This window comes from Echinicola arenosa, assembly GCF_014841125.1.
Taxonomy (GTDB): Bacteria; Bacteroidota; Bacteroidia; order Cytophagales; family Cyclobacteriaceae; genus Echinicola; species Echinicola arenosa.
In genome coordinates this window covers 780,919-795,369 of sequence record NZ_JACYTQ010000001.1, presented here as the reverse complement: position 1 = coordinate 795,369, position 14,451 = coordinate 780,919, and the positions used below count along the sequence as shown (strand labels likewise).

The following is a 14,451-nucleotide window of genomic DNA, read 5'->3' as shown; positions in this document are numbered from 1 at the left end:
TAATGAAAAAGGGGGATGTTTCATCCCCCTTTTATCCGATTCAGGAAGTTATTCCCTGTTTTTTGTTCATTTCATCAACCAACTGGCGCTTAAGCTTACGTTCCCTCTCTAGAGTGTTTTTACGATGGTTTTCAAACTCATCTTTGGTTTCTGTAAGGTCTTTTCTTGTTTGGGAAATAACTTTGTGACTTTTGGAATACTTGAAAATAAAAAATGCCAATGCTATTCCCAAGGCTATAATCACGCTCCACATGATTGTGCTATAAGTGGTCTTGTAAACCTGTAATCCCAATATTGGGAAGCTGTCCTTGGCTTCAAGAGCAGTATTCAGTTCGTTCTTTGTATTTTCAATTCCTGTATTCAGCTGTTTGATTTCAGCATTTTGCTCGTTGATTTTAGCATTTTTTTCAATGATCTGGTCTTTGAATACTTTCAGTGAATCAAGGATGTTTGATTTGATTTTGTCAAGATTTGTTTTCTTAACTACTTTATATTCCTGATAGTTGTTGGAGGCATCGTTTAAGTATTCGAATTGACTTTCGATAGTGCCTCCATTAAGGGAGTTTTTTGGAGCTTCCTGTTCTACTGTTTCCTGAGCGAAAGTGGTAGATACGGCAATAAAACAGGTGAAAAGTGCTATTAGGCTGATTCTCTTCATTTTAATCGGACTTTAGTTAAATCTAGTTGGTTTTTTAATTTAACACGAGAATACAGGAATTATTGCATTAATAAAAATTAAAGCCCCATTAAAAGCGGTTTTGAGCCGAAAAAATGACCATTTCTCCATTTTTGGATAAAAATATAGCGTATTTGGATAAACGCTAATTTTAGTTTATGAAAAACGTTTATGTGATTTTTTGTGTTTTTTAACAATTAATGGAAACTTAAATTACTATGTTTGGGTTTCCATTTACTTGCTGATTCACCACCACAAAAAAAAGTTTCTGTTAATAACAAGGAATCATAGTCTATGGCCGTTATAAACTATTGGCGATGGAAAGATTTGTCAAAGTTTTATAAGGAAAATGTGAATAGGTGGTAATTTTGCTGAAAAGAAATTTTATGCAGCTGTCAAAATGTTTAGTTTTTGTGTTGGTGCTCATGGCCAATGCAGTGTTTGGGAGTCAGGCTCAGGTAGATTCAGCTGATGTTTCCAAAAAATCAGGGTATTTACTGTTGGATAAAGGGCTTCAGTTTAGGATCACGGAAGCAATCAATAGTATGTATGATTTTGATTTTGAAACTGCTGAACATGGTTTTGCAGTGATGAGATATAGTTACCCTGAGCATCCTTTGCCTTATTTTCTGATGGGTTTGGCCCAATGGTGGAAGATTATCCCTGACATTGAAAATAAGAAACATGATGCCATTTTCTTAAGGTTTATGGAGGAGACCATTGAAAAGGCTGAAGTGATGTTTGACGAGGACCCAAATAATAAAGAAGCTGCCTTTTTTCTCGCGGCTGCCTATGGATTTAAAGGGAGATTGTTGAGTGAACGAGAGAGTTGGACAGCCACAGCTTTGGCAGGTAAGAATGCTTTGAAGTATATGGAAATGAGCAAAGGGGAGGAAGAGTTGAGTCCTGAGCTGCTTTTGGGGGATGCTTTATTTAATTATTTCTCCGTTTGGATTCCAGAAAATTACCCTTTAATGAAGCCTGTAATGGCTTTGTTTCCTAAAGGAGACAAGGTACTTGGTTTAAGACAATTGGAAGAAGTGGCCAATAATGCCTTTTATGCAAGAGTGGAAGCGCAGTATTTCTTGTTCAGACTGTATGCTTCCGAGGAACGAAAGCCTTATGAGGCATTGCAGATTACGGAATATTTGCATCACAAATATCCAAACAATCCTTATTTTCACCGTTTTTATGCCAGGCAGCTGTATGCTGTGGGCAGGGTAGAACAAGCTAAGGATGAGTCTTTGGAAATTCTCAAGAGAATAGATGATGGCCAGTTGGGGTATGAATCGAATAGCGGCCGGTACGCTGCGTTTTTCACAGCACAGTATTATAGCCGTATGAATAACTTGAATGAGGCCAAAAAATATTACAGGCAAACAATAGATTTCGGGGAAGAATCAGAAAGCCAAGAGAGTGGGTATTATTTGTATGCATTACTTCATTTGGGAAAAATAGCTGCTGCTGAAAATAACAAGAAAGAAGCGGAGGAATACCTGAAGAAAGTAAAGAAATATGCCAAAAGAAAGCACCCTGCTCATAAGGAAGCAAGAGATTTTTTGAAAAAGAATAAACTTTAACTTTGAATTGGTCGTTTCTTTAAGAACGATTCAGGAGAAAATTTGAATTTTTGTTGGTAAAGGCATCTAATCAGATGAAAAGTTCTAAATATTCAGTGGATGAATTAACAATATTTTGTATTAAAGGTCGTTTTTTGTTGTAAATAGTTTTAAAATAATTTGAAATTATATTACCTTTGCACGACATAAAATTTTGCAAATACTATATAACATGGATAATAGCATAAAAGTAAAATTCGACAAAATTGATCGCAAGATCTTAGAAATTCTTCAGGCTAACGCGAAAATCACGAATGCTCAACTTTCAAAAGATATAGGTCTTTCTCCTGCGCCTACTTTGGAGCGTGTAAAGAAATTGGAGCAATCAGGTATTATCAAAAGCTACCATGCAAAGCTTGACCCTGAAAGAATCGGTCTTGGCGTGAGTACTTTTGTCTTGGTAAGCCTTATTGGTCACAACAAAGCGAACATCGATGCATTCATGAAGGAAATCAATGCTGTTCCAGAAGTTATTGAGTGTCATCACATTACAGGTACGGGAGATTTTATTCTTAAGATTATTTCTAAGGATATTACTTCTTATCAAAAATTGATGCTTGAGAAAGTAAGTGAAATCAAAGAGGTAGACTCTATGCAGTCTATGGTTATTCTTTCTACATTTAAGGACAGCAAAGTATTGCCGATCCCTGTTTAAGAGATACTGAAGATAAATTCATCAAGGGTGGCTTAGACAGTCACCCTTTTTTTGTGTTAAGCATTATGTCAATGGAAAAGAATCCTTGGAAAACCAAATCAAAACGTCTCATTTATTCCAATCCATGGATAGAGCTGGAAGAACATAAAGTGATTACTCCAGCAGGTACAGATGGAATTTATGGAAAAGTAAAGTTCAAAAACAAAGCCATGGCCATTGTTCCGGTGGATAAGGAGCTGAACACCTGGTTGGTGGGGCAATATCGGTATACGATTGATGAGTACAGCTGGGAGATTCCTGAAGGGGGTGGCCCTATTGGAGAAGCACTTTTGGATAGTGCCAAACGGGAATTGAAGGAAGAGACAGGTCTGACAGCAGGAAAATGGACGAAGATCATGCGTTTCCATACATCAAATTCGGTTACGGATGAGGAGGGATTTGCTTTTTTAGCGGAGGATCTGGTGGAGGGTGAGACTGAGTTTGAGGATACTGAAGATATTAAAGTTGTTAAGCTGCCTTTAAGGGAGGCCATTCAAAAAGTATTGGATGGAGAAATCACAGATGTTATTAGTTCGGCTGTTTTGTTAAAAGTGGGCAGGGTTTTAGGTATTTAAGCTAGTAGGGGTAATTCCTACTAAAGTGTTATGTTGAAGCAATTAAATTTTAAGGAACATTTTTCACGTACTTTTCATTTGGCTTACCCTGTGATGTTAAGTCAGCTTGGGCAGGTGATGGTAGGTGTGGCCGATAGTATGATGGTTGGTCGGTTGGGGGCTGAACCCTTGGCAGCTGCGTCCTTGGCCAATAGTATCTTCTTTGTGGTGATGATGTTTGGAACAGGGATTTCTATGGCTATCACCCCTTTAGTGGCTGCGGCGGATGGTGAAGGCAAGCCAAGAAAGATCACCCGAATCTTTAACCATGGTTTTGCCATTAATGCTTTTACCGGCCTGATTTTGTTTTTACTAATCGTTTTTTCAGCGCCATTGTTAAGGCATATGCACCAACCTGAGGGAGTCGTTGAATCGGCCATTCCCTTTTTGGGAATCATAACCTTGTCTTTGATTCCTTTTATGTTCTTTCAAACATTTAAGCAGTTTGCTGAGGGATTGAGCCAAACCAAGCAGGCTATGATGATTACCGTGCTTTGTAATGGTCTTAATGTGTTTATGAACTGGGTGTTGATTTATGGAAATCTGGGTTTTGAACCCATGGGTTTGAATGGCGCAGGTTGGGCCACTTTGATTTCGAGGGTGCTGATGGCATTGATTATATGGTATTTTGTTTGGAATGCCAAAGTATTTAAACCTTACAAAATTCATTTTGACTTCAAGAAACTATATTTTCCCATGGTCAGCAAGATGTTGAAAATTGGTATTCCAACAGGTTTTCAGTTTATTTTTGAGGTGGGGGCTTTTAGCTCTGCTGCTATTATGATGGGATGGATTGGGGTGAATGCGCTTGCAGCTCATCAAATAGCCATCAATTTAGCCTCAATCAGTTATATGATGGCTTCTGGGCTTTCGGCTGCAGCGATGGTTCGAGTGGGAAACCAGCTGGGTAGAAATGATATTAAATCTCTTCGTGAAGCTGGTTTTACAGTCTTTGGTATGGTGGCGGTTTTTATGTTATTTTTTGCTATAATATTTCTAAGCTTAAGGAATTACCTTCCGCTGTTATATATCAATGAAGTTCAAGTTGTGGAAGTAACGGCTAGTTTATTGATTATAGCGGGTGTTTTTCAGCTTTCAGATGGTATTCAGGTTGTTGGTCTGGGGGCTCTGAGGGGAATGGCTGATGTGAAAATGCCTACTATTTTTACCTTGGTCGCTTATTGGGTTATTGCACTTCCGCTAGGGTACATGTTGGCCTTTCATTGGGGGCAAGGTGAGCAGGGTGTTTGGTATGGGCTTTTGATCGGATTGACTATTACAGGAGGTTTACTTTTGTACAGGTTCCACCGATTGAGTTTGAGATTGATGAATAAGAAGGAGCTAGCTGTTTCTTAATCAAGTTTCTAGGTAATAAAGAGAATGTAGAAAGGCGTGCAACAATGGATTGTATTGCCTTTTTGTTTTATATTCACTCAATATTTGCTGTTTTTAAAATAATAAACCATGAGTAAGGACCAAGAGCCGGCTAGAACCTCGGCCTTTTCGAGAACAACCATTACAGAATTGATGATCCCTAGTTACGCGAATTTTGGAGGGAAAATACATGGGGGAATATTACTTTCCCTAATGGATAAGGTGGCTTATGCCACGGCAAGCAAGCATAGCGGAGCTTATTGTGTAACAGTCTCTGTAGATACTGTTGATTTTCTTCAGCCTGTGGAAGTGGGAGAGCTCGTGTCGTTGAAAGCGTCAATAAATTATGTCGGAAATAGTTCTATGGTCGTCGGAATCAAAGTGGTTTCAGAAAATGTCAAAACCGCCCATACCAAACATACTAATACCTGTTATTTTACGATGGTGGCCAAAGGTGAGGATGATAAACCTACCAGGGTGCCTAAGTTGATTTTGGAGACAGCTACGGATGTTAGAAGGTTTGTGGAGGCCATTTATAGGAGGAAATTCAAGCAGAATTATGAGACGAACCTCAAGGAGATCAAAAACAATTGGGAAAAGCAGGATATAGATGCTTTACTCGAAAACCAGCGATGTATCAACAAGTTAAGCAAGGAAGCTTAGGTTTGGTCATAGGCTTCGGTTTTGCTTTTTTGGACAAAAAGGAAAAGCATGGCGATCAAAGCGCCAGTACAGCCTATCATAAAAGCTAAAGGAAAGTTTTGGTGCTCATTGGCATAGATCCAGCCAGATGAAAGTGCTCCTATACCAATTCCTGCTTCTAGGGCGATGTACATGGTGGCCAACCCTCTTCCTCGAAATTCTGGCAGAGAAAGGTCAATGGTCCAGGCAGCAATGGTAGGAGAAGTCATGCCGATGGCAAACCCAAAAAGAATGCCTGATAATAAAAGCATTTCTTTGGACTCACTCAGTGCAATAGCCATCATGGCCAAAGCCAAGCAAAGTGTAGCTGCTTTTAAAACAGGAATTCTTCCATATTTGTCGGAAGCTCTTCCTGCCAAAATTCTAATGATCAGTGAGCTCAATGTGAAAACAGCAAAGAAAATCCCTTTATTACTAATATTGAGGTGTTCTGAAAAGTCCGGAATAATGGTCAGGACTATGCCGAAAGAGAGGTAGCTGAAAAACAATACAAAACAAGGTGCAAATACCCTCCGTTCAAAGATTTCATCTTTTTTAAGCTTTATTTGGCTAAGGTGAAAGGCTTCCTTGTCCTCGACAGTTTCTTTTAATCTGACCAATAAAAGAATGGCGATAAGTGCCACCGCAGATGATCCATAAAATAATGGCATGATTCCATACAGGTCGGCAATGAATCCACCCATGGCAGGGCCTGCAGCCATTCCCAAAGAGCTAAATAGGGATTGTAGTCCCATGGCTTCTCCTCTTCTGTTAAAAGGAACAATATCGGCGACATAGGCGGAAATTCCTGTTGGGGTAAAACCAGTAGAAAATCCATGGAAGAACCTCAGACAAAGAAAGCCTGCAACTCCAGAGATCAAAGGGTAGAGTAAGCTTACAAAGAGGCAGACTGATGCGCCAAAGATCATGACTGGGACTCTGCCAATTTTATCTGCCAGTTTTCCGCTGAAGGGTCTTGAAAGCCCAGCTGTTAAGGTAAATAGTGAAATGATCAAACCTTTGTAGTCCTCTCCGCCAAGACTGCTCAAATATGCCGGTAATTCGGGTATGATCATATTGAAGCTGGCGAAGAATAAAAAAGAACTCAGACAAAGTTGTAGAAAACGCGATGTAAAAAAAGAGGGCAGGATGTTGGTGGTTCTCATGACTTACTTTGGTGAGAAAAGTAAAGCGCACCGATAAAAACTCAGTGCGCTTTGTTTGATCTTATAACAGATTAATTATCTCCAGCAGCTTCTTCGCTTTGCGCTAGAAGGTAGGCTTTGATAAACTCATTCAGGCCTCCATCCAGTACGGATTGGACATCTGATGTTTCAAATCCGGTTCTTGCATCTTTGATCAGTTTGTAAGGATGCAATACATAATTCCTTATTTGGGAACCAAAGTCGATCTTCATTTTTCCAGCTTCGATTTTAGCCCTTTCTGCATTTCTTTTTTCCATCTCCATCTGATAGAGTCGGGATTTAAGCATTTGCATGGCTTTTTCTCTGTTGGCCAATTGGGATCTTTCCACCTGACAGACTACTACAATGCCGGTTGGCTTGTGGGTTAACTGTACTTTGGTTTCTACTTTGTTTACATTCTGACCACCTGCACCTCCCGAACGGGATGTTTGCAGCTCGATATCAGAAGGGTTGATTTCAATCTCGATGGAGTCATCCACTACCGGGTATACATATACGGAAGCAAATGAAGTATGTCTTCTCCCACCGCTATCAAATGGAGAAATCCTTACCAAGCGGTGTACGCCTATTTCGGATTTTAGGAAACCATAAGCCAGGGGGCCGTCAAATTCCAAGGTGACAGATTTAATACCTGCTACTTCCCCCTCTTGAAGGTCAACTTCTTTTACTTTATAGCCATTTTTTTCTCCCCACATGATATACATCCTCATAAGGATAGAAGCCCAGTCATTACTTTCTGTTCCTCCAGCTCCTGGGTTGATCTCCAGCAAGGCGCTAAGCTGATCTTCCTCTTCGCTAAGCATTTTCTTAAGCTCTAGGTCTTCGATTTCGCTTAAGGCTTTTCCGTAATCGGATTTGATTTCGCTTTCTTCTACGTCTCCAGCAGTGTAAAATTCATAAAGAACCTCCAGGTCTTGTACATGTGTTTCAGCGTTTTCATATGCTGAGGTCCATGCTTTTCTCGCTTGGATTTGCTTCATGGTTTTTTCAGCTTCCTCTGGGTCGTTCCAAAAGTCAGGTTGGGCAGATACTGCCTCAAGGTCTTCTATTTCAGCTTTCTTACGATCGTAGTCAAAGATACCTCCTCAAGGCCGTGATACGCGCCTTCAAGTCTTTCAACTGGTCTGATGTCATAAAATATTTTCTTTAAATTGATTTTTGAATTGCGAATTTCGTGAAATTTTGTGTGTTTACCTAATTCCCATTTGAAGAGTGAAGATTAAAAGAAGTAGGCCAATAGGTCACCTGGGATTTTTCGGCTCACTGATGTCCAGGTAGATGATTTGGATTTTATTGCGGCCTTCATTTTTAAAATATTTCTTTTTTAGTTTTGAGATCACAAAACTGCTGACCAACAGGGAAGAAGAAATGATCAAGCCTCCTTTGGAGTAGGAGAGGGACTTTTCTTGATAGAGGCTGTTGATGGTTTCTGCAGTCAACAAAAGCAGCCCTGCGGCAGCTGTAAGGGTGCTCATCGCCCTGATGGTTCGGTTTCTTTCATCGGTGTTTTCGACATCCACTGCTAAAATGTTTTCCGGCCGGATGATGTTTTCGGATAGGACAAGGTATTCGCGGGTGATTTCTTTGATTTGATCAGTAATAAAGAAATCAAACTCTTTTTGCTTATAAGTGATCAAGTCTCCTTCATGGTAGGTGATTCTTGACTTTTGGTTTCCCCCTTTTTGTAGAATTAGGTATCGCTGGGCTTGAGCTTGATGGTTGGCCAAAAAGAGGAATATTACAATGAAAAACTTAATAATGGATGATCTCTTTTTATTCATATGGCTAAAAGTGTAAGGTCTTTGTGTTAATTCCATTATAAAAGTCCAATGGTAAAATAGTTTTAAACAAAAAAGCATTTCAAGTCACCAGTTTGTGCTTGAAATGCTTTTTATTTATGGCTTCACTAGGTTTAAACTTTGGTGATCCAACCATGCTGATCTTCTATTCGGCCATATTTGATGGCATCAAGAGTTTCAAGTACTTGATAGGAGAAAGCATCTTTTGGTTTTTCTGGCAATTCAAAATCTGTATCCCCTACATTTATTTTATAAATATGGGCAATGGTTGCGGCAGTACCTGTTCCAAAAGCCTCCTGAAGTTTTCCTGTTTCTAAGGCTTCTTTTAGCTCAGATACTTTAAGGAACCTCTCATCCACTTTCAAGCCCTTTTCTTTGGCCAAAGTCAAGACAGAATCCCTGGTGATCCCTTTTAGTATCGTACCTTTTGAAGTTGGGGCGGTGATCAATGTGTCTTCAATAATAAACATCACGTTCATGGTGCCGCTTTCTTCAATGTTCTCATGGCTCTTGCCATCTGTCCATAGGAGCTGATCGTAACCTTGCTTTTGGGCGATTTGAGCGGGATAAAGGGAGCCTGCATAGTTGCCTGCAGCCTTGGCTTGGCCTGTACCTCCTTCGGCTGCCCGGGTGTATTTTGTTTCTACCTTGACAGAAACAGGCTTGGCATAATAGTGACCTACGGGACAAGTGAAGATCATGAATTTATAAGTCAATGAAGGCCTGATGCCCAGGTAATCGTCCGTGGCAAAGATAAAAGGCCTAATGTAAAGTGAACAGCCTGGATTGCTCGGGATCCAATTCCTGTCTACCTCCAATAATTTGGCAAGACCTTCCATGAAAATTTCCTCAGGAACAGGAGGGATACACATGCGTTCGGCAGATTCATTTAATCTTCTTTGATTGGCATCTGCTCTAAAAATCAAAACCTCATCATTTTCATTTTTGTAAGCTTTTAGCCCTTCAAAAACCGATTGGCCGTAATGCAGAGTGGCATTGGCTGGGTTAAGCGCCAAAGGTGCATATGGTTCAATGCTAAAGTTTTGCCATTCACCGTTTTTATAATCAGCCACAAACATATGGTCACTCATCACCTGACCAAAGGAAAGGTTTTCAAAGTTTGTTCCAGGAAGCTTTGATTGGCTTGTTTGCTTTATTTGGATGTCTATTGTTGTGTTCATGGTGTTAAACTCTTGATTCCCACGTTATTTCTCCTACTTCTAATTCTTTTGAAATCATTCTTCCCAAAACAAATAGATAATCGGAAAGTCTATTTAGATATTTTATGATTAACTCTTCTACTGGCTCTTGATCATTCAGCTCAATCACCCTTCTTTCAGCTCTTCGGCAAACTGTTCTTGCGATATGGCTATACGAAACTTGGGGATGGCCTCCTGGTAAGATGAATTTTTTTAAGGGAGAAAGCGCTTCATCCATCAAATCAATTTCTTTTTCAAGCCCATTTATATCTGACTCAAGAATGTCTGGCTTTTTTACATTTTTGGCAGAAGGTGAAGTAGCAAGCTCTGCTCCAATTGTAAATAACCTATCCTGAATAGCTTTGAGAAAGTCCACCCTTGATTGTTCTTTTGCATGGTCACGAAGTAAGCCAATGTAGGCATTCAATTCATCAACCGTGCCATAAGCTTCTATTCTCAAGTTGGCTTTAGAGACCCTACTTCCCCCCAATAGAGAGGTTTCACCTTTGTCGCCACCTTTGGTATACAGCTTCATGTGCAAAATAATTACGGTTATACTTTTTTCTGCTCTTGTTTTGAAATATTCTTCTGTTATGGAAGAATATTTTATTTTTGAGCGCTTCAGCCAATAAATCAGGTTGCAAAATTAAGTATTAACTTTTAATTTTTATAGCATCATTCCGTGATTGCCTGAAAATTATTTGTTGTAGGATTTGGATTAATTTCGTCAGTCTCAACCAACCCATCCCGTAGTCTGACAATCCGGTGTGCATAATGGGCAATATCATCCTCATGGGTAACCATAATTATGGTATTCCCTTTTTGATGGAGCTCATGAAAGAGGCTCATGATATCGTAAGAAGTCTTGGTATCCAAGTTACCAGTAGGTTCATCGGCAAGGATAATACTGGGATCATTGACCAGCGCTCTGGCAATGGCCACCCTTTGCCGCTGTCCACCTGAAAGCTCATTGGGCTTGTGGTTTACCCTGTCTTCAAGACCGACGCTTTTGAGGGCCATAAAGGCTTTGTCTTCCCTGTCTGACTTATTGTAGCCCGCATAGATCAAGGGTAATGCAACATTTTCAAGGCAAGTTGCTCTTGGAAGCAAGTTAAAAGTCTGGAATACAAATCCAATTTCCTTATTTCGGATTTCTGCCAATTCGTTTTCAGACATGTCACTTACGTCTTTGTTGTTAAGGATATAAGTGCCCGCTGTAGGCGTATCAAGACAACCGATGATGTTCATCAAAGTGGATTTGCCTGAGCCTGAAGGCCCCATAAATGCAACGTATTCCCCTTTGTTGATCTCGATGGAGACAGACTTAAGCGCTTTTACTTCTTCAGCCCCCATCACATAAGTTTTCTTGATTTCACTAGTTTCTATGATCTTACCCATGATAAAAATAAACGGTTTACATTTCCTAAAGATACAGTTTTAGAGGAAAAAGTATAGGATTATAAACTTAATTTATCTAAAAGGGATTTAAAGTGTTTGAAGCTTGAGTTTTTCAAGCTTTTCCGGTTCGACCCATTTGGAAAGTTTCTTTAAGGCTTCCTGTCCATATTCGCTCAGGCCTATTTTTTGACTGTATCTGACCATTTCTATCCAAAGTAATGGGTCTTTATTGAAGTCAGAGGCGTTGCGGAGGATTTCATATTTATCCTCCTCGTTTTTAGCTTTCGAGACCGCCATGAAAACAAATGGTGTCAAATAAGGATTTCCGGTGACTGCCTGAGTTGATTGGAATTTTTGTCTGAGTTTATCTTCTGATGATATTTTTGAGAGATCCTTGGATATCAATAGGTCGGCAAGTTGGGAAATGTATTCCTTATCTACTTGGTCATGTTCAAGCAGGTAATGTTGGATTTCTTGGATTTCTTTTTCATTTAACCAATGGCTTTTTTTGATCAAGATTTCATGGCCCAACATAGCTTTAAGTGAACCGTCCTCCAATCCTTTGAAACTATTAAGGAAATCACTTTTGAAGGATTTATTTAATTGGGATAGCTGCTTAAAGTATTCGGCTTCAGGCTTTATTATTGCGCCCTCATCACTGTTTACCTTCATCCACTCTGGAAAATCAAGTTCAAACTTTTCCTTAATGTCAAAAGCGGCATCGATTTGGTTTCCGAAATAAAGGATGGGCAGGAGGGAAACAGTGAAGTTTCTGTATCCTTTTGATTCGGCCTGAATGAGTTCTATGGCTGCTTTTTCAAAGTCTCCTTGACCGATCATTATTTTAGCTGCTAAAGCATGGAAGTATCCAGCTGACCCTTCAAAATCCAATATCAAGCCGTTCAGTTGCTTCAAGGTTTCTGCAATTTGACCTTCCTGATAATTCCTGATGATTTTGGAAATCCGGAGCTCTTCCAATGATTTGGTGCTCAATATACCATTGCTCAAGGAATCTACTACTTGCAGGTCTTCAGAGAGTTTGTTTACTGGTTTATTGGTCCATTGGTTTCTGATTATTGCCTCTTTGATAGTAGGGCTTTGGGCATCATTTGGGCTAAGAGAAAAATGAGCAAATTCACCTTTTAGGTTTTTAAAGGCCAAGGTGTTTACACGGCCAATGAGGTTTTCGTCCACTTCTGGAGCTTCGTCCACATGGCTCTTATGCTTAACTTGAAGGCCAATTATATTGCTGTTTGCTACTTCTTTTTCCTGATCAATTTTGGCCAGTACTTCAAAGGCAGCTTCACTTCTATTCCCTTTACTGTGGAGTAAGGCCAAGTTATTTTGAAGAAAATCATTATCGGGGTATAGCTCTAAACCTTTCTCCAAGTAGAATAAGGCATCAAAATACTTATCCTGCTTATGTGCTAGATTAGCGGCCAAAAGGATTTCATGTACCGAAGGTTGCCATTCGAAAGCCTCTTGGATAATATTTTTTGCAGCAGTAGGCTGTTTGTCTTGCTGGTAGAGGTTCACAGTAGCTATCATGGCTTTTTCGTTTCTTCTATACCTGAACCAACTGTTTTCAAATAGTATTCTGGCTTCGGTGCGCTTATTGATGGCGTAATAATAATCCGCAGAATAGTTGGTGGAGCTCACGCTTAACTGGGGAGCGATCACGCCATCAGCGAATACGGTTAAGGACAATAAGGCAATAAGACTACCAATTCTCATGTGCAGATAAGCAAAAAACTTAGGTTGGAAAGTAACATCTGCAAGTGGCTTTCCCAAGTTCATAAAGCCGGAGAAATTCGCCAAGAGGTAAGCAAAGAAAAGTAGGGATAAGGCAATTTGCGTATAAACAAGCCAGTGATCCAAAAAGTCCAGCATAGGCCTGTTAAGTGAGAATTGACCTTTCCAAAATACCATGACAGTGATGCCAAAACCTATCCAGTAAAGGGACTGTCCGATTAAGTCCACCTCATAAGGTTGTTTGATCTGTTTGATTTTGGCCTTTACCTCAAACCAACCTACAAGTGATGCAAGTAAGAAAAGGAAAAATAGAGGAGGATAGCTGAAAGGCAAGGGAAAGTCACCTGTCAGGTCCAAGAGCACCAAGAAGAGTAAAACAATATAGATGACTGTAAATACAGTTAGGTGCCAAGATATTTTTAACCCAACCCCTTGGTTAAGCCTAGCGAGTAATAAGAAAAACCCTCCTACCAAAGCATGGCCAATGTAGAAAACAAAGAAGGAACTAATGGCAATGGCCATTAGTGTAATGTTTTCTGCCATCATCAGTTCAGGCTGGGTAATGTTGCTCTTAAGGACCAAGAATGCCATGGTTGCCACAGAAATAGGTGTGATGATCACCGTTCTTTTCATAAGAGAAAAGTGATCATAGAAGATGTGGATGACCATTGCAGGCACTGCCACGCCCAAGATCAAAATGATCAAAGCGAGGTTGCTACTGATACCGCCAATATTCAGGGAGTTGACACCAGAAATGGTGAGAAGAAAAATCACTACAGCCATGGCCGCAATGAAATAGTATCTTTTGAGGGTACTGATTAGGCTAAGGCCTAAGCTTACCAAAAGCCAAATAATTCCTCCAAAAAGTAAAGTTTTGCTGACTTGAGGCACAGGAGCCAAAGTCTCGAAGTTTTGGAAAAGCAGGTAATTTTCTACCTCAAGGCGGTAATGCTCAATTCCCCAGTTGTAGATGTCCAGTGGTACATCAGCCATTTCAGAAAATACTCCTGGCTCAATGGGCAGGGGGTCATTCCAAGCAAAAAAGTACTGATGGAGTAAAAGAAAACTGCCAATGACCGAAATGATGATTGGCAGTTTTTTAAATAAAACTTCGTCTTTGATATTCACGGAGAAAACGGGGCTTATTCAAGTACTTTAGGTACACGGAAATAGTCAGAATCTCTTTGAGGGGCATTTTTTAGTCCTTTTTCATGCTCAAGATGCTTGCCTACTTTGTCTTCTCTCAATACATTCACCTCAGATGACATCGTTGTGATCGGTTCCACTCCTTCCGTGTCCACTTGGTCCAAATGCTCCACCCAATCCAAGATTTGGGTCATGTCACGGGTCATCTTTTTGGCACTGTTTTCGTCGAACTCAAGACGGGCCAAGTGAGCGATTTTTTTTAAGGTATTGGTATCGATTTTCATTATATATCTT

At 40.0% G+C, this 14,451-nt stretch carries 14 protein-coding genes; 5 read left to right on the top strand and 9 right to left on the bottom strand.

Annotated features, from left to right (window positions below; all coding sequences use genetic code 11):
- Positions 1–40 precede the first annotated feature (40 nt).
- A complete protein-coding gene (locus tag IFO69_RS03100; RefSeq protein WP_192008146.1) occupies positions 41–658 on the bottom strand; it encodes a hypothetical protein in 618 nt (205 codons plus the stop codon).
- 443 nt (positions 659–1,101) lie between these two features.
- On the opposite strand from IFO69_RS03100, the gene IFO69_RS03095 reads away from it, so the two are divergent.
- The 5 genes from IFO69_RS03095 to IFO69_RS03075 all read left to right on the top strand — a co-directional run bounded on the left by IFO69_RS03095 (position 1,102) and on the right by IFO69_RS03075 (position 5,640).
- The gene (locus IFO69_RS03095; RefSeq protein ID WP_394354458.1) at positions 1,102–2,256 is read left to right on the top strand and encodes a tetratricopeptide repeat protein; all 1,155 of its coding nucleotides are present in this window, start codon (positions 1,102–1,104) and stop codon (positions 2,254–2,256) included.
- A gap of 211 nt (positions 2,257–2,467) precedes the next feature.
- On the top strand, positions 2,468–2,950 hold the full coding sequence (locus IFO69_RS03090; protein WP_192008142.1) for an Lrp/AsnC family transcriptional regulator: 483 nt from the start codon (positions 2,468–2,470) through the stop codon (positions 2,948–2,950).
- Between the two features lie 71 nt (positions 2,951–3,021).
- The gene (locus tag IFO69_RS03085) at positions 3,022–3,564 is read left to right on the top strand and encodes an NUDIX domain-containing protein (protein ID WP_192008140.1); all 543 of its coding nucleotides are present in this window, start codon (positions 3,022–3,024) and stop codon (positions 3,562–3,564) included.
- A gap of 30 nt (positions 3,565–3,594) precedes the next feature.
- Positions 3,595–4,959: an MATE family efflux transporter gene (locus IFO69_RS03080; RefSeq protein WP_192008138.1), complete on the top strand. Its 1,365-nt coding sequence runs from the start codon at positions 3,595–3,597 to the stop codon at positions 4,957–4,959.
- Positions 4,960–5,067: 108 nt separating this feature from the next.
- On the top strand, positions 5,068–5,640 hold the full coding sequence (locus IFO69_RS03075) for an acyl-CoA thioesterase (protein ID WP_192008136.1): 573 nt from the start codon (positions 5,068–5,070) through the stop codon (positions 5,638–5,640).
- Here the strand turns inward: IFO69_RS03075 and IFO69_RS03070 are convergent.
- The 8 genes from IFO69_RS03070 to gatC form a co-directional block, all read right to left on the bottom strand.
- Positions 5,637–6,824, bottom strand: coding sequence for an MFS transporter (locus tag IFO69_RS03070; protein ID WP_192008134.1), 1,188 nt, complete (start codon positions 6,822–6,824; stop codon positions 5,637–5,639). The two genes, IFO69_RS03075 and IFO69_RS03070, sit on opposite strands and share 4 nt — an antisense overlap.
- Before the next feature lie 71 nt (positions 6,825–6,895).
- A protein-coding gene (gene prfB / locus IFO69_RS03065; RefSeq protein WP_192008132.1) for a peptide chain release factor 2 occupies positions 6,896–7,997 on the bottom strand; the annotation gives its coding sequence in 2 pieces (ribosomal slippage) (positions 6,896–7,936 and positions 7,938–7,997; 1,101 coding nt in all).
- A gap of 107 nt (positions 7,998–8,104) precedes the next feature.
- Entirely contained in the window at positions 8,105–8,644 is a 540-nt protein-coding gene (locus IFO69_RS03060) for an O-methyltransferase (RefSeq protein ID WP_225443960.1), read from the bottom strand.
- 131 nt (positions 8,645–8,775) lie between these two features.
- Positions 8,776–9,843, bottom strand: a complete 1,068-nt coding sequence (locus IFO69_RS03055) for a branched-chain amino acid aminotransferase (protein WP_192008129.1) — start codon at positions 9,841–9,843, stop codon at positions 8,776–8,778.
- Positions 9,844–9,847: 4 nt separating this feature from the next.
- Positions 9,848–10,396 carry a cob(I)yrinic acid a,c-diamide adenosyltransferase gene (locus tag IFO69_RS03050; protein WP_192008127.1) on the bottom strand — a complete coding sequence of 183 codons (549 nt, stop codon included), beginning with the start codon at positions 10,394–10,396 and terminating at the stop codon, positions 9,848–9,850.
- Between the two features lie 140 nt (positions 10,397–10,536).
- On the bottom strand, positions 10,537–11,259 hold the full coding sequence (locus tag IFO69_RS03045) for an ABC transporter ATP-binding protein (RefSeq protein ID WP_192008125.1): 723 nt from the start codon (positions 11,257–11,259) through the stop codon (positions 10,537–10,539).
- Between the two features lie 87 nt (positions 11,260–11,346).
- Positions 11,347–14,139, bottom strand: coding sequence for a tetratricopeptide repeat protein (locus tag IFO69_RS03040; protein ID WP_192008123.1), 2,793 nt, complete (start codon positions 14,137–14,139; stop codon positions 11,347–11,349).
- A 14-nt stretch (positions 14,140–14,153) separates the two neighbouring features.
- Entirely contained in the window at positions 14,154–14,441 is a 288-nt protein-coding gene (gene gatC, locus IFO69_RS03035; RefSeq protein ID WP_192008121.1) for an Asp-tRNA(Asn)/Glu-tRNA(Gln) amidotransferase subunit GatC, read from the bottom strand.
- Between the last annotated feature and the right edge of the window lie 10 nt (positions 14,442–14,451).

Coding starts and splice junctions, on each gene's coding strand:
- IFO69_RS03070 (WP_192008134.1), bottom strand. CDS start 6,824: ATGAGAACCACCAACATCCTGCCCTCTTTTTTTACATCGCGTTTTCTA.
- IFO69_RS03080 (WP_192008138.1), top strand. CDS start 3,595: ATGTTGAAGCAATTAAATTTTAAGGAACATTTTTCACGTACTTTTCAT.
- gatC (WP_192008121.1), bottom strand. CDS start 14,441: ATGAAAATCGATACCAATACCTTAAAAAAAATCGCTCACTTGGCCCGT.
- IFO69_RS03055 (WP_192008129.1), bottom strand. CDS start 9,843: ATGAACACAACAATAGACATCCAAATAAAGCAAACAAGCCAATCAAAG.
- IFO69_RS03100 (WP_192008146.1), bottom strand. CDS start 658: ATGAAGAGAATCAGCCTAATAGCACTTTTCACCTGTTTTATTGCCGTA.
- IFO69_RS03075 (WP_192008136.1), top strand. CDS start 5,068: ATGAGTAAGGACCAAGAGCCGGCTAGAACCTCGGCCTTTTCGAGAACA.
- IFO69_RS03090 (WP_192008142.1), top strand. CDS start 2,468: ATGGATAATAGCATAAAAGTAAAATTCGACAAAATTGATCGCAAGATC.
- IFO69_RS03060 (WP_225443960.1), bottom strand. CDS start 8,644: ATGAATAAAAAGAGATCATCCATTATTAAGTTTTTCATTGTAATATTC.
- IFO69_RS03050 (WP_192008127.1), bottom strand. CDS start 10,396: ATGAAGCTGTATACCAAAGGTGGCGACAAAGGTGAAACCTCTCTATTG.
- IFO69_RS03095 (WP_394354458.1), top strand. CDS start 1,102: ATGGCCAATGCAGTGTTTGGGAGTCAGGCTCAGGTAGATTCAGCTGAT.
- IFO69_RS03085 (WP_192008140.1), top strand. CDS start 3,022: ATGGAAAAGAATCCTTGGAAAACCAAATCAAAACGTCTCATTTATTCC.
- IFO69_RS03045 (WP_192008125.1), bottom strand. CDS start 11,259: ATGGGTAAGATCATAGAAACTAGTGAAATCAAGAAAACTTATGTGATG.